The 20,610-nt window shown below is 38.0% G+C and carries 19 protein-coding genes; 3 read left to right on the forward strand and 16 right to left on the reverse strand.

The window, feature by feature from the left end:
• Positions 1–7: 7 nt before the first annotated feature.
• The 13 genes from nrdR to FGL90_RS00310 all read right to left on the reverse strand — a co-directional run bounded on the left by nrdR (position 8) and on the right by FGL90_RS00310 (position 13,909).
• A complete protein-coding gene (nrdR, locus tag FGL90_RS00250; RefSeq protein WP_010619968.1) occupies positions 8–490 on the reverse strand; it encodes a transcriptional regulator NrdR in 483 nt (160 codons plus the stop codon).
• Positions 491–501: 11 nt separating this feature from the next.
• Positions 502–1,113 (reverse strand): dephospho-CoA kinase, encoded by a 612-nt coding sequence (gene coaE, locus FGL90_RS00255; protein WP_010619969.1) that lies wholly within the window; start codon positions 1,111–1,113, stop codon positions 502–504.
• A gap of 1 nt (position 1,114) precedes the next feature.
• The gene (mutM, locus tag FGL90_RS00260) at positions 1,115–1,951 is read right to left on the reverse strand and encodes a DNA-formamidopyrimidine glycosylase (protein ID WP_010619970.1); all 837 of its coding nucleotides are present in this window, start codon (positions 1,949–1,951) and stop codon (positions 1,115–1,117) included.
• Positions 1,952–1,976: 25 nt separating this feature from the next.
• Positions 1,977–4,640 carry a DNA polymerase I gene (gene polA / locus FGL90_RS00265; RefSeq protein WP_147656420.1) on the reverse strand — a complete coding sequence of 888 codons (2,664 nt, stop codon included), beginning with the start codon at positions 4,638–4,640 and terminating at the stop codon, positions 1,977–1,979.
• A 133-nt stretch (positions 4,641–4,773) separates the two neighbouring features.
• Entirely contained in the window at positions 4,774–5,475 is a 702-nt protein-coding gene (locus FGL90_RS00270) for a Bax inhibitor-1/YccA family protein (RefSeq protein WP_010619972.1), read from the reverse strand.
• Positions 5,476–5,565: 90 nt separating this feature from the next.
• The gene (gene murC / locus FGL90_RS00275; protein WP_010619973.1) at positions 5,566–6,897 is read right to left on the reverse strand and encodes a UDP-N-acetylmuramate--L-alanine ligase; all 1,332 of its coding nucleotides are present in this window, start codon (positions 6,895–6,897) and stop codon (positions 5,566–5,568) included.
• Positions 6,898–7,001: 104 nt separating this feature from the next.
• Complete coding sequence (locus tag FGL90_RS00280; RefSeq protein ID WP_010619974.1) at positions 7,002–9,227, reverse strand: DNA translocase FtsK; 2,226 nt, start codon at positions 9,225–9,227, stop codon at positions 7,002–7,004.
• 82 nt (positions 9,228–9,309) lie between these two features.
• Positions 9,310–9,951, reverse strand: a complete 642-nt coding sequence (gene ytpR / locus FGL90_RS00285; protein ID WP_010619975.1) for a YtpR family tRNA-binding protein — start codon at positions 9,949–9,951, stop codon at positions 9,310–9,312.
• Positions 9,952–9,974: 23 nt separating this feature from the next.
• Positions 9,975–10,298, reverse strand: a complete 324-nt coding sequence (locus tag FGL90_RS00290) for a thioredoxin family protein (RefSeq protein ID WP_147656422.1) — start codon at positions 10,296–10,298, stop codon at positions 9,975–9,977.
• Positions 10,299–10,369: 71 nt separating this feature from the next.
• Positions 10,370–11,017, reverse strand: a complete 648-nt coding sequence (trmB, locus tag FGL90_RS00295) for a tRNA (guanosine(46)-N7)-methyltransferase TrmB (protein WP_010619977.1) — start codon at positions 11,015–11,017, stop codon at positions 10,370–10,372.
• Between the two features lie 88 nt (positions 11,018–11,105).
• Positions 11,106–11,888 (reverse strand): phosphotransferase family protein, encoded by a 783-nt coding sequence (locus FGL90_RS00300; RefSeq protein WP_010619978.1) that lies wholly within the window; start codon positions 11,886–11,888, stop codon positions 11,106–11,108.
• A 66-nt stretch (positions 11,889–11,954) separates the two neighbouring features.
• Positions 11,955–13,178: an ABC transporter permease gene (locus FGL90_RS00305; protein WP_147656424.1), complete on the reverse strand. Its 1,224-nt coding sequence runs from the start codon at positions 13,176–13,178 to the stop codon at positions 11,955–11,957.
• Positions 13,175–13,909, reverse strand: a complete 735-nt coding sequence (locus FGL90_RS00310; RefSeq protein WP_010619980.1) for an ABC transporter ATP-binding protein — start codon at positions 13,907–13,909, stop codon at positions 13,175–13,177. The genes FGL90_RS00305 and FGL90_RS00310 overlap by 4 nt, the downstream gene beginning before the upstream one ends.
• A 125-nt stretch (positions 13,910–14,034) precedes the next feature.
• Between FGL90_RS00310 and FGL90_RS00315 the strand changes: the two genes are divergently transcribed.
• From FGL90_RS00315 to FGL90_RS00325, 3 genes are all read left to right on the forward strand, one after another.
• On the forward strand, positions 14,035–14,472 hold the full coding sequence (locus tag FGL90_RS00315) for an HIT family protein (protein WP_010619981.1): 438 nt from the start codon (positions 14,035–14,037) through the stop codon (positions 14,470–14,472).
• A gap of 11 nt (positions 14,473–14,483) precedes the next feature.
• Positions 14,484–14,795, forward strand: coding sequence for a hypothetical protein (locus FGL90_RS00320; RefSeq protein WP_010619982.1), 312 nt, complete (start codon positions 14,484–14,486; stop codon positions 14,793–14,795).
• 151 nt (positions 14,796–14,946) lie between these two features.
• Positions 14,947–15,825 (forward strand): peptidylprolyl isomerase PrsA, encoded by an 879-nt coding sequence (locus FGL90_RS00325; protein WP_010619983.1) that lies wholly within the window; start codon positions 14,947–14,949, stop codon positions 15,823–15,825.
• Between the two features lie 32 nt (positions 15,826–15,857).
• Here FGL90_RS00325 and FGL90_RS00330 read toward each other — a convergent pair whose 3' ends face one another.
• From FGL90_RS00330 to FGL90_RS00340, 3 genes are read right to left on the reverse strand one after another with little or no spacing between them, the layout of a single operon-like run.
• Positions 15,858–16,841, reverse strand: coding sequence for a 3'-5' exoribonuclease YhaM family protein (locus tag FGL90_RS00330; RefSeq protein WP_010619984.1), 984 nt, complete (start codon positions 16,839–16,841; stop codon positions 15,858–15,860).
• A gap of 17 nt (positions 16,842–16,858) precedes the next feature.
• A complete protein-coding gene (locus tag FGL90_RS00335) occupies positions 16,859–19,399 on the reverse strand; it encodes an ATP-binding protein (RefSeq protein ID WP_010619985.1) in 2,541 nt (846 codons plus the stop codon).
• A complete protein-coding gene (locus tag FGL90_RS00340; protein WP_010619986.1) occupies positions 19,396–20,607 on the reverse strand; it encodes a metallophosphoesterase family protein in 1,212 nt (403 codons plus the stop codon). The genes FGL90_RS00335 and FGL90_RS00340 overlap by 4 nt, the downstream gene beginning before the upstream one ends.
• Positions 20,608–20,610 lie beyond the last annotated feature (3 nt).

Here is a 20,610-nt window from a genome sequence, read left to right on the forward strand (position 1 = left end):
TTACAAATTACTTATCTTTTTTTGTATTCTTTTCTTTATCTCGTTCCATGATTCCTTTTAATTCTGTGAAGAAAACGCCCATATCTTTAAATTGCCGATAAACACTTGCAAACCTGATATAAGCAATTTCATCCACATCAACTAGCCGTTTCATAACAAACTCACCAATTAGTTGACTTGAAACTTCATTCTCACCTAAAGCTCGAACTTCATTTTCAACTTCATCAACAATTTTAGACATGACATCCATTCCAACAGGACGTTTCTCTGCTGACCGAATGATACCTCGTAATATTTTTTCTCTACTGAATTCTTCTCGAGTTCCATTCTTTTTGATAACAAGAAGTGGTGTAACCTCCACTCGTTCAAACGTTGTAAATCGGAAACCACAATTTTCGCATTCTCTACGTCGTCTAATAACACGTCCATCATCAGTGGGACGACTATCAACAACTCTAGAACCGTTGTGGTGACAGTGTGGGCATTGCATTAATTGTCACCTCATTTATTTTTGGTATTCTCTAATTCTTCACTTGCTAGCCATTTTAACACTTGTGCTTTTGTTTCCGCAACAGCATGCGAATTGTCAATGACAAATGATGCCTTGGCAATTTTTTCTTTTAATGGTAATTGACTATCAATTCGGCTTTGGGCATCACTTTTAATTGAATTATCCCGACGCATCAGCCGCTCCAATTGAACCGATTCAGGAACTTCTACAACAGTAATTTCATCTACCAAGTTTTCAAAGTGCGCTTCAAATAACGTTGGCATATCGAGAACGACTACCTTTTTCCCTTGATTTGAAAGGGTCTTGAGCTGCCTTTTAATTTCTTCTTTTATCAGTGGATTCATGATGTTATTAAGCTCAATCAGCTTTTGAGGGTTCGTGAAAACCAGTAATCCTAATTTTTTGCGGTTAAGTTTGCCAGTTTCACTTAAATAATCAGTTCCAAAATAGCTAATAATTTGTTTTAGTGCTTCCGATTCAGGAGCAACTAATTGTCTCGCAATTTCATCAGCATCCACAACTGAAATGCCTTGTTCCCTAATAATTTTCGAAACAGTTGATTTTCCAGTTGCAATTCCACCCGTTAATCCAATAACCTTCAAGTTATTTATCTCCTATAATTGGCTGACAATGGGGACAAAAATGCGTGCCTCTTTGTGCAACCTTTATTTTCTCGATAGTTGTTCCACAACGCTCACATGGTTCCCCCTGCTTACCATAAACGTGAAGATGATTCTGAAAATTACCCGCCTCTCCAAAAGCAGTTGAAAAGGAATGTACCGTAGTGCCGTGTCCTTTAATTGCAATACCTATTTCATCAATAATAGCATCCCTCAGGTCAGCAATCTTTTCATCCGGTAGCTCATCCGTCTGTTGTAGTGGGTTTATCTGACTTAGCCAAAGTGTCTCATCAACATAAATGTTACCCAATCCGGCGATTTTGCTTTGATCAAGTAAGAATGGTTTGATTGTTCGGTGACTTTTTCGAAAAATTTTCTTCATATAATCGAGTTTTAACGTTTTTTCCGTTGGCTCGGGTCCCATGGCTTTCAGCCCTGGAATGACACTTTCATCCCCGGTATTAATCAATCGCATTCGTCCGAATTTTCTTGTATCTGTGTACCTTAGCTCACGACCATCCGATAAGTGAAAAATGACATGGGTGTGCTTAGTGACCACAGATCCCTCTGGTTGTACATCATACTTACCTTCCATTCTCAGATGAGAAACCATCGTTAAATGATCGTTAAACCTAAAAAGTAAGTATTTCCCGCGACGATCGATCCTTTCGATTGTTTTCCCTTGCAACGCCTGTTCAAAAAGCGGAGATTCTGGTGAAACCATCTTAAGGTATCTGACCTCCACACTATTAATTACGGCATTTTTCACCAAATTCGTTAAACCACGACGAACTGTTTCAACTTCAGGTAATTCTGGCATCTTATTTTACCCCCAAAAGAAATAATTATTTTGCGTCGTACCAAGTTGGTCCAAAATGGCTTTCAACTTTAAGAGGTATGGCAAGACTAATTGCTGAGTCCATAATGCTTGGTACTAATTTACTGAGTGTTTCAATTTCGCTTTCTGGTGCTTCGAAAATCAATTCATCATGAACCTGCAAAAGCATTGTTGCTTCCATATTTTTTAATGCCTTATCCATTTCAATCATGGCAACTTTAATAATATCTGCCGCACTACCTTGAATTGGTGTATTCATAGCGGTTCTTTCGGCAAAGCTCCGTTGGTTAAAGTTTCTAGCATTAATATCTGGAAGATACCGCCGTCTGTGTAAAATGGTTTCGACATAGCCTAGATCACGAGCTTGTTTAACGATATCGTCCATGTACTCCTTGACACCTGGATATTCGTTAAAGTAAGTGTCAATAAACTCTTTAGCCTGTTTTCGAGTAATACCGATATTCTGAGAAAGCCCAAAATCACTAATTCCGTAGACTATTCCAAAATTAACTGCCTTAGCTTGGCGCCGCATATTTGAAGACACTTCGGCATCTGGAGCTAATCGGAAAATCCTTCGAGCAGTACTTGCGTGAATATCCTCACCATTTTTAAACGCATTCTGTAAATTCTCATCACCAGTTAAATGTGCCAAAACCCGTAATTCAATTTGTGAATAGTCAGATGAAAAAATCTGCCAACCTTTCGTATGTGGAATAAAGGCTTGCCGAATCTGTCGTCCTTCTTCAGATCGAACTGGAATATTTTGCAAATTAGGGTCAACCGATGAAAGTCGTCCCGTTTGGGTTAAAGTTTGGACATAACGGGTATGCACCTTCTGATCCTCAGGATGAATGACCTTTAGGAGACCTTCCACATAAGTTGATTGAATTTTTGAGATTTGCCGATACCTTAAAATATTCTCTGCTATGGGCGCATCAGCAGCAAGTTTCTCTAACACATCTACCGAAGTAGAATATCCAGTCTTAGTTTTTTTAATAATCGGTAGTCGTAACTTTTCAAATAAAATTTTTCCCAACTGTTTTGGTGAACTAATATTGAATTCTTCTCCAGCCTCTTGAAAAATTGTCAGTTCTATTTCACTAAGCTTTTCTTTGAAGACACTCTTCATGCTTTCAAGTCGGTCGGCATCGACCTTAATACCTGCAATTTCCATTCTGGCTAAAACGAACGCAACAGGTCGTTCCAAATCTAAATATAAGTCCATTTGATTGTTTTCTTGCAGTTCTTTATATAGTTGAGGTTTCAATTTTTGAATGGCTTTTTCTTTACGGGCAAAATGGCTGTACAAAATATCATCATTTAGCGGTACTTCTCGTTTTGCACCCTTGCCATAAACTTCTTCATCAGTTTCAATTTCTTTATACCCATGTTGCTTAGCTAATTTACCTAAATCATTATTATTGTCATTTGTATCCAGTAAATACGAGCAAAGTAATAAATCAAAATCAACAGATGAAAGTTTGACCCCTAATCGATTTAGTCCAACATAAGTTCGCTTTAAGTCAAAAACGTCCTTCGTAATTTGGTCATTCTGCAAAAAACTTTTGAGTTCCGATTTTGTGAGCAAATCAACATCTCGGCTAACGTACCATTCGTTCCCTGACCCGATAACGAAGCCGGTCATTGGTGAAGTATGATAATTATCTTCTGGCATTTCTAGATAAAAGGCAGCACCATCTGATAAGTCAGATATTTCATCCAAATTGGACTCATTTAAAACTGTATACGAAATATCCTCTAAATCCACTTCCACTGCAGTTCCGGTTACACCTTGATCACTTAATTTGTTCAAAAATGATTGGAAATTCATCTTTTGGTAAAAATCGATCAACTTTTCCATCACTGGCCCATCATAAGTCAGGTCTTCAAGTCCGATTTTTATTGGTGCATCACGTTTGATAGTAGCTAATTGACGCGCTCTAAAAGCTTTATCCTCATCCTCAATTAAATGTTCCTTCAATTTTTTAGCAGTAATATCATCTATATGATCATAAACGCCTTGAATACTGCCAAATTGCTGAATTAAGGAGACAGCCGTCTTAGGACCAACCTTAGTAACACCAGGGTAATTGTCGGAATTGTCGCCTTGTAACCCTTTCATCTCAATAATTTGTTCTGGGGTAATTCCCAACTTTTCCTTCACAAACTCTGGGGTGTAATGTTCAACATCGGTTACTCCTCGTTTAGAAACAGAGACGGTTGTTAGATCCGAGGTTAGTTGTGTTAAATCACGATCTCCGGTAACAATCGTCGTTTGAATACCTGCCTCTTCAGCCTCATGCGCCAAAGTTCCGATGATGTCATCTGCTTCATAATCTTTTAGTTCATAAGTCTTAATGCCCCGACTCGTGAGTAGGTCTTTGATATATGGCATTTGTTCTGAGAATTCACTTGGTGTTTTAGCTCGACCAGCCTTGTAATCAGAATACATCTTCGTCCTAAAGGTCGTTTTCCCTGCATCAAAGGCAACCAACACCTTAGTGGGTTCTACGTGATTTAACATCAGTTCGAGCATTGTATTGAATCCATAAATTGCATTTGTGTGCAAACCTTCTTCATTTGTAAAGCGGCTCAATGAATTGTACAGCGCAAAAAACGCTTTAAAAGCAACACTATTTCCATCAATCAGTAACAATTTATCTTTAGCCATTATTTTCTCCTTAAAGTTTCTAAATATAAGTGTACCAAATTACGTCACCTTTCGGCTGAAAAAATGTTTGAGATAGTTCATAAAATATAATAAAAAGGCTATGTCATAAAATGACATAGCCTTTATTTGATGACTAATTTCGGTTTCCACCAATACCGCCAAAAATTTGTAACATGTTTAAGAATAGGTTAACAAAATCAAGGTAGAGTTGTAGGGCGCCCATGATGGCCAAACCGGATACAGAGACTTGACCTGAATTTTGCATGTACAACTTCTTCATCCGCTGTGTATCTGTCGCAGTCAAAATTGTAAAAATAATGATTGCAATGGCAGAGAAGGCCATCGAAATCCAGCTACTTTGGATAAATAAATTAATGATCATAACAACGATTAATGCAATTAAAGCCGCAGTTGCCTGGGTTCCTAATTTAGTTAAATCACGTTTCGTAACGGCACCAAATCCTGCCATAACAAGGAACACTGCTGCACTCGCTACAAAAGCACTCGCAATTGAGGTGCTGGTGTAAATCAGTGTATAAATTGAAAATACCCCACCACTAATCATCGCGTAAATCATTAAGAAAATGAAACTTAATCCCGTATTTTTCATTGCTTGTGAAGAAATCAAAAAGGGAAAAACAAACCAGATAATTAACGGAATCCAAATCATTCCGCCGCTAAAGTTCGTCATGAAATTTGGAAAAAACTGTGTAATTGCAAACGACGTTCCTGCTGAAACCAATACTGCCAGTCCCATCCAAGCAAACATCTTCGTCATAAAAGCGTTCAGACCAACGTCAGCATTAACGACTCTTCGACCATCATAATTATTCATTCATAAACCCCCATCTATCATTTACATTAAGAGATAAAGTATCATGCAATCACTTGTGAGTCAATCAATTACAACATCAATTATAAGACCTTAATTATTCTTTAGTGAAAGATGGCTTAATAGATCCTCGTATGCTCGTTCATATTTCTGAACGTCACCGGCACCCATAAATACGACAACAGCATCGTGGTAATCAAGTAATGGCGACATATTATCTACTGTTAAAATATCCCCACCTTTAGTAATTTTCTTTGCTAAATCTTTACTTGAAACTGTTCCGCTCGTTTCTCTTGCAGAGCTAAAAATGTCTGTCAGGTAAACCCTATCAGCCATACTTAACGATTTTGCAAAATCGTCCATCAATGCAATCGTCCGAGAGAAAGTATGTGGCTGGAATACCGCAATAACTTCCTTGTCAGGATACTTTTGGCGAGCTGCATCCAAGGTTGCGTTAATTTCAGATGGATGGTGAGCATAATCGTCGATAATTGTCATATCAGCAAGTTTTCTCTCTGTGAATCGACGCTTAACTCCCTTAAAACTCAGTAATTCCTTCTTGATTTCACCTAAGTCAACATCTTCAAAATATGACACAGCAATGACTGCCAAACTATTAAGAACGTTATGTTTCCCAAAAAGTGGAACTGAGTAAGTTCCTAAGAACTCGTCATGATGATAAACATCAAATTTAGAACCACTCGTCGTTCGTTTAATATTTGTCGCTCTAAAGTCATCGGTTTCACCAGTTCCATAGTAGTAAATTGGCACATTGGCTTGGAGTTTTCTTAGTTCTTTATCATCGCCCCAAGCAAAAATTCCCTTTTTAACTTGGTTGGCAAGCGTTTGAAATGCAGAAAATACATCATCAATTCCGGTATAGTAATCCGGGTGATCAAAATCAATGTTAGTCATGATGACATAGTCTGGCTTGGTTGCCAAAAAATGACGTCGATATTCATCTGCTTCATACACGAAGAAACGGGCATCAGGAACGCCCTTCCCTGTACCATCACCAATTAAATAGCTTGTTGGTGCAATACCACTTAAAACATGTGAAAGTAAGCCAGTGGTACTCGTTTTTCCATGTGCGCCAGCAACACCAATACTGGTATATCCTTCAATTAATTTCCCAAGAAATTCGTGGTAGCGATAAACAGGTAATTTCATATCCCGTGCTTTTTTAATTTCTGGATGATCATCGTCAAATGAGTTCCCTGCAATGATTGTCAGGCCAGTCGTAATATTGGCTGCATCAAACGGCAACACCTTAATGCCAGCTTGTTCCAGTCCACGCTGAGTAAATGTGTATTGAGTGATATCAGATCCTTGAACCTTAAAACCCTTATCGTGAAGAATTAAAGCTAATGCACTCATCCCTGAGCCCTTTATTCCGACAAAATGATAAACTGTATCGCTATCCATGAATATCCTCTTTTCCGTCACTTATAAATCTGCATAATTGACGTTAATATTTATCAGTAAATTTAAATTTAGTTTAGCACAATCATTTTTTTGTGAAAAGCTTCCTATAATTCTGAATCATCAGTCTCTGACTCTAAATCATCTTTTGAAAAGTAAACATCGCGAGGCTTTGACCCGTGTTGTTCTGAAATGAAGTGTCTACTCTCTAACTCGTCAATCAAATTAGCGGCTCGGTTATAACCGATTGAAAAGACTCTTTGTAACTTAGAGGTTGAGACATTCTTTTCTGCAGAAATGTAGGTCAAAACTTGGGGCATCAACCGATCCTCATTCGATTGCATTCGATTGGCATTAACTAACTCATCCGGTGCAAATTCATACCTAGCTTCCTGCTGTTTCCGAACATAATCTGTGACTGCATCCACTTCCTGATCAATGAATGCACCTTGAAATCTGACAGGCTGACTCGCGCCATTACCGAGGTAGAGCATGTCACCACGACCAAGCAAGCGTTCCGCCCCACTTGTATCTAGGATTGTCCTGGAATCAATTTGGCTTGATACCATAAAGGCAATTCGGGTTGGAATATTATTTTTAATTGTCCCAGTCACAACATCAACACTAGGTCGTTGCGTTGCTACTAGAAGATGTATTCCAGCGGCTCTAGCTTTTTGGGTAATCCTAACAATGTAGTCTTCCACTTCATTTGAGGCCACCATCATTAAGTCAGCAAGCTCATCAATAACAATGACAATGTATGGCATTTTCAGCCCGTACTCGTGTGACTCCTCTGCCTTTTGATTGAATTGTTCAATATTTCGGGCACCACCAGCTGCCAAACGTTCATACCGTTGATCCATCTCATTTACAACCCATTTCAAGGCAGCAGAAGCAACTTTAGGATCAGATATAACGGGCGCCAATAAATGCGGAATTCCATCATAAGGGGCCATTTCAACCGCTTTAGGATCAATCAACAATAACCTTAGTTGTGCCGGCGTTGCTTTATAAAGTAGTGAAATTAAAACGCTATTGATGAAAACAGACTTCCCGGATCCAGTTGCTCCAGCAATGAGGCCATGCGGCATTTTTCTCAAATCAGTTACTTGTGGTTTTCCAAACAAATCCACCCCTAAAGCAACCGTCAAGGGAGACTTGCTTGTCTTAAATTCCTCCGAATTAACAATTTCGGACAGCATAACTGGCCGTGGCTTTGGATTAGGAATCTCAATACCAACTGTATTACGCCCAGGAATTGGGGCCTCAATCCGAATATCCTTTGCTGATAAAGCTAACTTTAGGTCATCAGTTAAATTGGTGATTTTGCTTACCTTGACACCTAGTGCTAGATTTACCTGGAATTGCGTTACCGTAGGCCCAATCGTCCAGTTCACAACTTTAGCATTCACGTTGAACGCTTGGAGCGTTGCGTTAAGCTTCTTTTCCTGCTCCCTCGTCCAATTTTCCTCATCCTGTCGATTCGTTGTCACAGGTGGCTTTAATAGCGAACTGCTGGGAAATGTATACCCTGGGTTTACGCTAATGTTTTCTTTTTCAATTTTTTTGTCTTGAATGACCTCATTAACTTCATCTGATTTTTGAGGCTTATTAAAAAAGGAAAGATCCGTATTTTTACTGGTTAAATTAGTTTCATCATTGAGGATGTTTCCTAATGACTGACCTAACCCTCGTTTAGGTGAAGCTTCAGATTCCCGTTGTTTTCTGAGCTTAATTTGTTCTTCAAGTCTCTTCTTACGATTCTCAAAAGCGACATTATGCTGATCTGAGTGAACCTCAATCGGCTTGACATCCTCTTCTTGACTTGCTTCTTTGCTCTCTTCAACAGGAATACTAGGAATTGGACTAATCTCTGTTTTATCCTGCTGTCGAATTCCCGTGAATTGAAGACTATTCGCATGATTTTCAGTTTCAATCACATCATCAGTGAGTGCCTGGCCATCATCAAAAAGAAAGTACGAGTCGCTCGACTTCCTAACCTGATTAAGTAAGCCTTTATAGTCAACTTTATTCGTTTTTTTATGCAACGTTTGCAGTTGCAAAGGTACTTTAGTTAAATGAAACGCACGAATTTCATCCAAGCCTTTGCTAATTGAAGAAACTGGAGTATCTGAATCATTAACCACTATTTTCCGCTCTTCGGGAACAGCGGAAGAACTCCCATCAACCGTTGTACTTGAATTAAATTTCCGTCGCGTATGGTTAGCCTTAACATTCTTTTCTATTTGCTGTGGCGCCTGCTCTTCTTTATTTAACCGTTCCCGTCTAGTGGGGAATTTTCGGTAAAATGCTGGCCCATCATAATGTCCCATTTTTTCACCATCCACTTATTGACTGCTACAACTAAAATATATGTATAACGAAAGATGCCTAAACAGCACCTCACTAGAATCTTTACGCAAAAATATGTTGGACCTGATCACTAGTTACATCAAAAGCAGCTCCGACCTGAAAACTATCCGGCAATATCATTGCCCCTGGAACATCTGGTGCACCTGGTATTTTAAGCTCGCGACCGGAACAGATCATTCCTATACTGGAAACTCCCCGTAACTCGCCAGGCCAGATTATTAGCCCATCTGGCATCATTGCGCCTACCTTTGCAACAGCAACTTTAATTCCCGTTTGCATATTTGGAGACCCACTGACAATTTGTAGCGTTTTCCCATCATCAATTTTAGTTTGAGTAATATAGAGATGATCTGAATTTGGATGCTTTTCCATCGATTCAACAAATCCCACCACAAATTTAGGCGTCTTGTCCTGCACTAAATCTGGCTTAAATTGGTTATCTGCCAATGATTGATTTAACAAGCTAACGTCATTATCGTTCAAAAATACTTGCCCTACATTACCTAATTTAGTCAAAATATCTGAAACAGCTAAAAAATTGTAGCCAATGGTTTTACCACTTTCAGCATCAAAAATTCTGACAATATTTCCGTGTCGCTCATCTGCTTGGTTTTCAACATCTTCACCAGTAATAACAACCAGGGTGTCTCCCAATTCTTGGGGATTATAACTTGATATTAACATTCGTATACCTTCTAAAACTAAGATTAGCTGGCAAGTCCATCAATGAACTCCCCAACTTGCTTTTTTGTCTTTCGATCTTTATTTACGAAACGACCGACTTCTTTTCCATCATCAAATGCAATAAAGCTTGGAATACCAAAAACACTTAAATCTGCAGCCAAATCAATGTTCTCATCACGATCAACTGCCAAAAAATGGTATTCTGTGTACTCTTTTTCAATTTCAGGCATTGATGGCTTGATAAATGAACAATCTGAACACCATGTTGCCGAGAAGAATAACATGTACTTACCCTTACTAATTTTCTTTGATAATTCATCACTTGTCATTTTAGCTAAAGCTTCCATTACAATTCCTCCTCACAATTTTCAACTCATAGAAAAATAATACTACAAATGGGGCTGAAAACCCAACAAGGCTACTTCTTCAAAGCAAAATAAGCGACTAATTCATAAATGGGTCCCTTTTTGCTGAACTTTTCTTCATATTCAGTCTCAACATTATCTTCGTTTTGATCGCTTTTATGCAGATCAAGCCAAACACCTTCAAAAGTAAATCCAAAATTATTAAAGCTGGTCAACGAATACTCGAAAAGTTGGCGGTTATCAGTTTTAAACTGTATTCTACCTTCTGGTTTGAGAACCTTCAAGTAAGTGGCTAAAAATCCAGGTGAAGTTAATCTTCTCTTAATGTGACGGGTCTTTGGCCAAGGATCTGAAAAGTTTAAATAGAGCTGACTGACCTCTCCTTCTCCAAAAAGTTCATCAACGTCGGCACCATCTGTCTCCACCAACTGCACGTTAGTTAGTCCACTTTCAACCACTTTTCGAAGTGCAACTGCTATAACAGATTCTTGAATTTCAATTCCAAGAAAATTCACTTCCGGATGCCTTTTTGCCATTTCAATAATAAACTGACCTTTGCCTATTCCAATCTCAACTTGAATGGGTTGAACGGCTTTAAATCGATTCTGCCACTTTCCAATGTGATCTTTGGGCTCAATAACAATTAAATCAGCGTGATCCTTGATGTAGCTGTCCGCCCAGGGCTTTTTTCTTACTCTCATATTCTTATCCTTTCTGATACTTCAGAACAAAACAAATGGCTGATTTCTCCTCCTTGTTGACTCATGAAGAAGTTCAGCCATCGTCTGTTTACTTATTTTGAATTTCACTCAATAACAATATTGCCTTATTCATCATGTGATATCTTTGTGATTCATAGCCATTTTGTATGGTATTTAGGCAATCTAGACAACTATACCAGATAATACATTCGGCCATCTTGCCTGTTACCTTCGTGCCGGAATAGTTTTCTAGCCATGTCCGCCATTCCGACACTGGAACATATGCACACAATAGCATACTAATATCCAGTGCCGGATTTGCAAATTTAGCCGAATCCCAATCAACTAAATAAAGCTTTCCACTATCCGACAACAGCCAATTTTTGTGGTTTAAATCACCATGACAAACCTCATAATGACTTTCATCCAATTGATCAATTTGATTCCTTAACAATTCAATTGTCTTTTTTACTAACGGATGACCTAATAAGGTCTTCGAAAGTCGATTTACCAATTCGGTAAGTAACTCCTGAGGCCCCATCACTTTTCCGCCCACCTTATGTAACATTTCCTTCAATAAGGTAGAATGATGGACTCGATGTAATAGGTGTCCCACTGCTACTGATTTCATTTCCGCACGGCTAAGCGTCCTGCCATTTAACCATTCTTGGGCAGTCACAACATCACCAGAGGACATCCGCTTAGTCCAAACTAGTCTAGGTGTTATTTCTTCTACCGAAAGTGCAGCTAAAAATGGTGACGCATTTTGTTTCAGAAAAATTTTCTTCTCAGCTTTGGTACCCATAAAGGCTTTACCGGTATCTCCACCAAGTGGTTGAAGTCGCCAACCCTCTTCAAGATCCATATCCATTTTCACTACACCCCCCACACCTTAAATCTACTCTTAATTTTATTAGGAGTTGCAGTCATCGTCAAGCTAATTTGATGATTTATTCGGCAAAAGTCTTCCCGGAATATAAAACTTCACTAACAATAAGATTTCAATTCCCTCAAGGACGAGACTAATGAGTGCCGTTTTCCAATCTTGCTGGGCAATTAAGGTTGTTCCCGCAAGTAATACTGCCGTGATACTCAGTGCAATGGCAGTTGTTCGACTAAAATTATCAAGTTTCTGTTTTTCGTTAATGGGATACAAGTGCGTAAATACAATATCATCAAAATGAAAATATGATGGAATTAGTTGGAATCCAATCAAATAGATGAAAAGGATTGTCAGCACAACGATTAGCCATTGTTGTTGAATGAATACTAATAATACCATTCCCAATAAGGTCAATCTTAAATACAGACTTCCAAATTCGGTTCCTCGTAAAATGCTTCGACTAAATAAATACAAATACGTGTTTTCTCGAGTCGGTTTTATACGATTCACGATGAAATCCAGATATCTTCTACGTTTTACGCTTCCCGTGATTGACGGCACATTCGTAAATAAATTGAAGAACCGATAAATCCCCAACATTCGGTTATTTTCCATCATAATGGCTTTGTTCCAATCAATTTGAACCTTCTGCCAGCGATTGAAACTAATATAACGAATTCCAATATTTAATATGATTGCCAGAACTAGGCCAAATACCGGATTTACTAAATAGGAAACACCAATAACAATGACTGGTAACAGCCATTTAAATAGTATCGAACTTTGAATAATTTTTATTCGATATTGATATCGTAAGACGATTTCTCTTTCTAGAAATGCATCCTTTAATATCAGTTGAGTTACCAAAAGCTCGAATAAGAATAGCCAACTCACGTCATCAGTCACTCTAATAAATGGAATTAAGACGAACCATCCCACAATTTGGATTAACATTGCCATGATTTCACTATAATTTTTGGCATTTATGAAATAAGCATGCATACTTCTTTCTCTCGGTAAAAGAAAGACAACATCAGCATCATTCATTAATGTTGCCAGTCTACCAAGCTGCAAAAGTAACAGCAAGGTAAAAATAACCACGTACGGCGCCCACCAAATGCCGGTTTCCAGGCCCTTTAAGCCATTTGAATAACCAAATCCAAGGCCACCCACCATAAACATAAGTGCAATGACAAAGTGATCATTAAAGACGTAGCGTAGGTACCGCGCCATTTCAGATAGATGTTTGGTCAGTCTTTGTCTGAAGAGTTTACTCATCGTTGATCAGCCTTGGTAAATGACATATAAATATCGTCTAAGGTTTCTCCTACACCTGGCAGCGCTTGACGCAATTCTGCCAAAGAACCCTCTATTTTAACTTGACCATCGTGTAAAAGGACAAATCGATCACAATATTTCTCTGCGGTATCTAGCGCATGAGTCGACATCAGCACGCTAGCGCCGGCCTTTTTGCGTTCTTCAATAAGTGACAACAAATCGTGAACAGCTAATGGATCAAGGCCTAAGAATGGTTCATCAATGATCATTAATGGTGCTTCAGTTACGAAGGCACAAGCAATCATAACCTTTTGCTTCATTCCCTTTGAAAAATTAGCTGGGAACCAATCCAATTTGTTTTCTAATCGGAAAATTTTAAGTAATTCAGTTGCACGCTTCCAGGCTTTTTCGTGATCAAGTCCGTAAGCCATAATCGTTAACTCAATGTGTTCTCTTAGGGTGAGCTCCTGATACAAAATCGGCATTTCAGGAATATAAGCAATTTGCTGTTTAAATTCTTGATTATCTTCCGTGATTGTCAGGCCATTGATTTTAATCGTACCCTTTTGTGGGGTTAAAAGTCCGATAATATGGTTAATAGTTGTCGATTTACCGGCACCATTTAGCCCAATTAGCCCCACTAATTCGCCATCCTTAACGTCAAAACTGATATCTTTTAATACTGGAATTTGTGAGTATCCACCCACAAGATGAGAAACTTCTAAAGTCAAATTAGTTCACTTCATTTCTTAGACATTTTATCGTGAGTAATTATAACATAGTCCCTGTTCTCATTCATGAAGATAGCTAATTGATAGTGTATAATATGAGGTATCAATTGAAGGAAGGTTATTTTATGGAACATAAATACGACGAAGATTGCATTTTCTGTAAGATTATTAAGGGAGAGATTCCCAGCTATACCGTATATGAGGATGATGACGTCAAAGCGTTTCTCGATATTTCGCAAGGAACGCCAGGGCATACGCTTGTAATTCCCAAAACCCACGTACCCGATATTTTTGCATACGATTCAGAATTGGCTGCAACGGTATTTTCAAAGATTCCTAAGATTGCAAATGCACTAAAAGCATCAAATCCAGCGATTATCGGTATGAACATCGTTAACAATAATGGTAAAGTTGCATATCAGTCAGTCTTCCATTCTCATTTTCATTTGGTACCTCGTTATAGCGATCATGATGACTTTAAAATGATTTTCAAGGATAACTCTGCTCAATATGACGAAGAGCAACTAACCAAGCTAACGAATCAAATTAAAGCTCAGTTCTAGGAGGTCATTTAATGAACCGATTTATTAAATTCAGTTTACTCACAAGCGCTGCGGCTGTCGCAGGCTATGTGGCGCTTAACCGAAACGAAACGATTGCTTTCGCAACAAAAACAGCTGATAAGTTCAGCGAAAAAAAGCAGGATTTAGCCAATTGGAATCGAAGCAAAAAGGCAGTCACAGGTAATCTAAAAAAACTAAAATCTTCTATTGAAGAAGCGCCCCCCCTACTTGATGAGCTCCAATCTGATATTGATAAGTTTCAATACAAGATTCAACCTTATTTGGATAAGATTGAATCAGTCACAAATAATCTACAAAAATAGTTTATTTTCACTCGTACCAGCACTTTTGACTTCTTGCGTTTTAATTAAATCCATCTTGAAAACTTTATTTTAAAGGTGATTGTGTTATATTAGTCAGAGAATGTTCACTTGACAGGTGGATAAATACTTAATTATAGGATGTGTTCACATAATGAAAAAATGGTTTATTGCTCTTGCCGGTGTCTTTTTGAGTTTGACACTAGCCGCATGTGGTAGCAAAACGGTTGCCACTACTTCTGGTGGAAAGATTACAGAAAGTGCTTACTACACCAGCTTGAAGAAGTCTTCAAGTGGTAAGCAAGTTCTTCAACAAATGATCTTAAACAAGGTTCTTGAAAAGGACTACGGTGATAAGGTTAAGAAGAGCGAAGTTACAAAACAATACAATGCCTACAAACAGCAATACGGTTCTTCATTTAGCAGCGTACTTTCACAAAGTGGTACAACAGCTTCTGGGCTTAAGACAGAAATTCGTTCAAACCTCTTATTGAAAGAAGCCGTTAAGGACAACACTAAGATTACTGACAAGATGTTAAAAGCTCAATACAAGAAATACGAGCCAAAAGTCCAAGTTGCTCAAATCCTAGTTGCAAAGAAATCTACTGCAGAAACAGTTATCAAGCAACTTAAAGATGACAAGAGCTTCACAACTTTAGCTAAGAAGTATTCAACAGATACAACCACTAAGAGCAATGGTGGTAAGATTTCTGCATTTGACAATACTGATACATCATTAGATTCAAGTTTCAAGACTGCTGCCTTTAAGCTTAAGACCGGTGAGTATACAACTACGCCAGTTAAGACAGATTCAGGATACTACGTCATTAAGATGATTAAGAACCCTGGAAAAGGCACTATGAAGGAACATGAATCAGAATTGAAGAGTCAGATTATCGATTCTAAGATGAACAGTAGCACTGGCCTTCAAAAGGTAGTTGCCAAAGTTCTTAAAGACGGTAACATTGACATCAAGGACAATGATTTAAAGAACATTTTATCTGACTACCTTTCATCAAGTAGCTCAAAATAATTGAATTTAAGTCAAAAAGAAAAGCCGGAAAATTAATTTTCCGGCTTTTTTGTATCTTGTTCATGATTTTTTGTTCCTTCGAATTCAAAGAAACGTCGATTATCCATTCCAAATAATCGCTCTGAAAACTCACCTGGTTCAGTATGATCAAGACTAGTCTGAATAGCCATAATTGAGGCATCTAATTCATCTAAATCGTGAAGTATTTCTGCTTCTAGTACTTGCGGACGAACTGGTGACCCATACTCAAGTAATCCATGATGGGCAAGAATCATATGCCTAAGCAAAATGACATCCTCTGAGGATGGATCAAGTTTTAATGTTTGGCATGCCTCGACTAACTCCCCATCAATTAGCGAAATATGACCTATCAAATTTCCGGCCACTGTATATTGTGTCGTAATTGGGTCAGATAACTCAACCGTTTTGCCTAAATCATGGAGAATCGCAGCAGCATACAACAATGGTGCATTAACGTTTGGATATTGGTTACAAACTGAATGCGCTAATCTTAGTATTGAGATTGTATGAAATGCCAATCCCCCTTCAAAAGCATGATGGTTCGTTTTGGCAGCAGGAAAATCAAAAAAATCAGCCTGATGTTTGTTAATTAAAAATCTGGTCAACCGATTCCAAGTCGGATTTGTTATTTCAAACATGACTTGGTTTATTTCATCAACCATTTCTGATTTTTTCATCGGCGCTCTCGTAACAAATTGACCTGGATCACTTGGTTCCCCAACGTTCGGCGTTCTCAACTGGCTAATTTTAATTTGTGGTTTGCTTTGATACTCTTCTCGTTTACCAATTAAATGAACTACTTTACCCGCTTTGAAGGTTTCAATATCCTGTTCTGAAGCATCCCAATACATGCCACCCATTTCGCCAGATGAGTCCTCAAAAGTAAACGCAATGTAGCGTTTGTTATTTTTTGCAGTCCGAACTTCCGCTGCCTTTAATAAGACAAATATTTCTATTTTATCGCCAACTTGATAAGACATCAATTTTTCATCCATCAAGCTCACCTCCTGGTTTATTGTCGTTTTAGCGTCATTATCTGATTACTTATTAACTCACTTGAAAAGCTGAAATTGGTTGTGAAGTAGATAACCTGAATATTTTGACTAAGCTTGTTTAGTAATTGAATTGCGGTATCTTTTCGGACATCATCAAAGTTCACAAATGCATCATCTATCAGAAGTGGCAAGTTAGCTTGTTTGCTAATGACAACTGCAAAAGCAAATGAAATCGCCAAATAAAGCTGCTGCGCCGTGCCCTTTGACAATTCGATAATATTAAATGACCGTGAATCTTTTCTAATGAGTGTTAACTGGTCATCAATAAATTTAACCTCATTATACCTGTTTTCAGTCAAAATTTTAAAATAGTTATTCGTCAGTTTCAGGATTTCCGGTTGTCGATCACTCACTGCCAAATCCAAAACTAATGTTATTAATTTACTTGAAAGAACAGCTGTCAGCCAGCTAAACACTAGCTCATTTATCTCACTTTGTAGAGATGCCTGTTTTTGCAAAAGTTCTTCGAGCTTAGTATCCCCCATCATGATATTAATTTGTGAGTTAACATCTGCTAATTGCTGAATAATCGTCTGATTTGTTTCAGCTAGTTGGGACATGTTTCCTTTAATCTGACTAATGTTATCAGTAATTGCCGCTAGATCAGTATACTGTTCTAATTTCTCGATTACCGAATCACTAAGCTCAGATTTTAGTATTGACTGAGTTGCCTGATCCTTAGCGACCACTTCTTGTTTTTGATAATCTGCTTCAAACTGGCTTGCTGTAGCGCGATGGTGTTCCTCCAAAAACTTTTGCATTTTGGATTGTACAATAACTATCTGCTCATTCGTATCAGATTTTTGTTGTGCCAAAAGTTGCGTCCGATTGTTTTCATCCATCATGCTTTGACTCTCTTGCTGTAGGTTATCCAGCAATTGTTTGAGCTCAAAAAGATTTCCCACTGCAGCCTTATTTTCTTCATGAGCAGGTAGAAGCCGTTTCCAGGAATTAGCATAATCATCTAAAAGGGATTCATTACTTTTAATCTTCTGAGATAAATTATCTAATTTCCGCTGGTTTTCCATTAAACTTTCAAGCTTCGATTGAACAATGAACCATTGGCTTTGTGGAAAATCACTAAGTTGGAACTCTTCCGCAATTTTGGTCAATCGATTTTGCACTTGAATCAAATCATCAGGACTTTTACTTAGTTGTAAATTACTTTTTTGAGTGCTCAAGTATCCAGCGATTAAAAGTAAAATTCCAACTACTGTACCAACAAATTTAAAACCACCATGGAAAAGTAGCAATGATCCAGCTGTAACAAGGATTCCAAGTAAGTAAAAAATAGTGTTTGTTTGTTTTTTCTCGCTCTGTCTAAGCCTACTTTTTTCGACAGGTCTATTCTTGACTAACTGCTCTTGTTGATTTAATAACTCGACGACTTCTTCATTTGTCGCTTCATCGAACGGGATTGCGGTTTTTACGTCTCGTTCAAAGGATGACTGCTCCTCCTGCAAAGACTGCGCATTCTTTTTGAGATCAGAAATTTCACTAGTTATTTGCGTCATTTCTGGTAACTGGCTCACAAGCTGATTCCAAATCACCTTATTTTGTTGTTGAATTACCATTAATTCTGACTGAGGATGCTTCTCATTAAATTCTTTTTGCTTTTGATAAAGTTGGTGGGTAGTGCTCTCTAACTGACTAATTTGTCCCTTCATCACGCCAAATTTTTGCCAAGCATCTTCATCAATTCGCTCTCGCAAATTCTGAGACGCTATTTTTTTAGAAATTTGGTGTAATCGTTCATAGGCGGGCCAGGAACTAGCAAGATTTCTAAACTTTTCCAATTCCTGAGTAAGTTTATCTATTTGCTGTTGATTTTGTTGATTTTCAGAATTAAGGTTCCTTTTTTTCAAAAGTAAATTTTGATAAGCAGTAAAATCTCTTTTTTTATGTGCAATTTGATCTTCAAATTGATTCAGTTCATGAAGTTTGACGACAATCGGCTGTTTACGACCACGAACTTTATAAAGTCGAGCAGCCTCTTCATCATACTCACCTATTAATTCCGCCCAATCGCCGCTTCCCACTGCACCAATAACTCTGATTCGATTGGCTAATTCCGATTGACTCATCTGAAAGGCTTGATTTAATTTATCATCACTCAAATCAAAAACCTGGTAAAAAATAGTTTCATTAATTGGATCAATTAAACGTTGAAAATCATCAGCGTCAAGTTCTTCTTCCGTCGTCAAGTTCTTTAGTGAAAAATCGCCGCCTCTTTTACCTGAAGTGCGGATTAAAAGATAATTATTTTCGCTATTACTAAAATACAGCTCACCACCATAGCGAGATGACTCTTTAGGAACATAGCGATTCAAAGCAGATTTACGAGTTGGAAAACCAAACAAAAGGTCATGAATAAATCTGGCAATCGTTGTCTTACCAGATTCGTTTGGGCCCACAATGATCTGCAATTTTTCATCAATCAGAATCGTCTGATCAATAAATTTACCAAATCCATAAATTCGAAGTTTGGTTATTTTCATTCACTTTGTCCTCCCTTATGCCCAGCTTTCTGTTTAATATTTCTTAAAACCGCCTGCTTCAATTCTGACTGAACCTTTTGGTCATGGAAATGATTCGCAATGAAGGCGTTTGAAAATAAGGTGCCAGCAGTTTCCGTGATGACATCATCCGTAAATAATTGTGCTTCAGATGCTTGCCAAAATTTGTTATCAACTTCCGAAAATACCCTTTCATTGGGTTGAATAACTTCTTTAATTTCATAAGGCCAATAACTTGTTTGTCGACTAAACATGTCCTGTAGGCGCTCTAAAAGAGTCCCATTCTGAATTGCCGTTTCTTCCGTATTGCCAACTTGATTCTCGATTTCAACTGAAATAAGGGCTAACTTATCACTTATATTTTCCTTTATTTTGTCAGCCATTAACTCCAAAATTTCAGCAATTGATGACTTCTCGTCAACTGAAATACTAATTTTTTGCCAGGTAATGACATCGGTTTCAATAAAGTTCACTTTAGTCTCCGTATGGGTTAGGTTAACTAATAACGCGCCCTTTGTGCCATCTTCATTGTGATTTCGTCCCTGAATCGTCCCTGAATAATAGATTGGAACGGAAGACGCCAACTTTTGGAATTGATGAATATGACCTAAAGCCCAATAGTCAAATCCTGCTGCCGTTAATTCACCTACAGTAAATGGTGCATAGTGGTTGTTCCGTATTTCTCCCGTTTTTTCACCGCCATGCAACATGGCAATGTTAAATTCTGCATTTTTATCAGGAACAAAGTTGGAAATTAAATCTTCATTTAGCCAGCGAGTTCTGTAACTGAAGCCACTAATCGCAACTTGTTCACCCGACTTTAATTGAATTTTATGCGACGAAACCTGAGAATCAAAGACTGTGACATTTGAAGGCCAATCAATTTCTGGCCGACTTTCGGATGAATAATCATGGTTTCCCCAGCTAATAAAAACTGGAATATCGACTTCATCAAGTCTTTCAAGCTGATTACGTAAAAACAGTTGTGCCTGAATATTTTGCGTTTCTCGATCAAACAGGTCACCAACAAGCAAGATAAAATCTACCTGCTCACTGATTGCACGATCAATTAGGTTGATTGTGGCCCGTTCGCTAGAAGAATAAATAAGCTTCCAGATTGAGGCTGGAGCGGTTTTTAATCCTAAAAATGGACTATCCAAATGTAAATCAGCAGCATGTATAAATTTCAACAA

This window comes from Secundilactobacillus malefermentans (assembly GCF_008033155.1).
Lineage (GTDB): Bacteria > Bacillota > Bacilli > Lactobacillales > Lactobacillaceae > Secundilactobacillus > Secundilactobacillus malefermentans.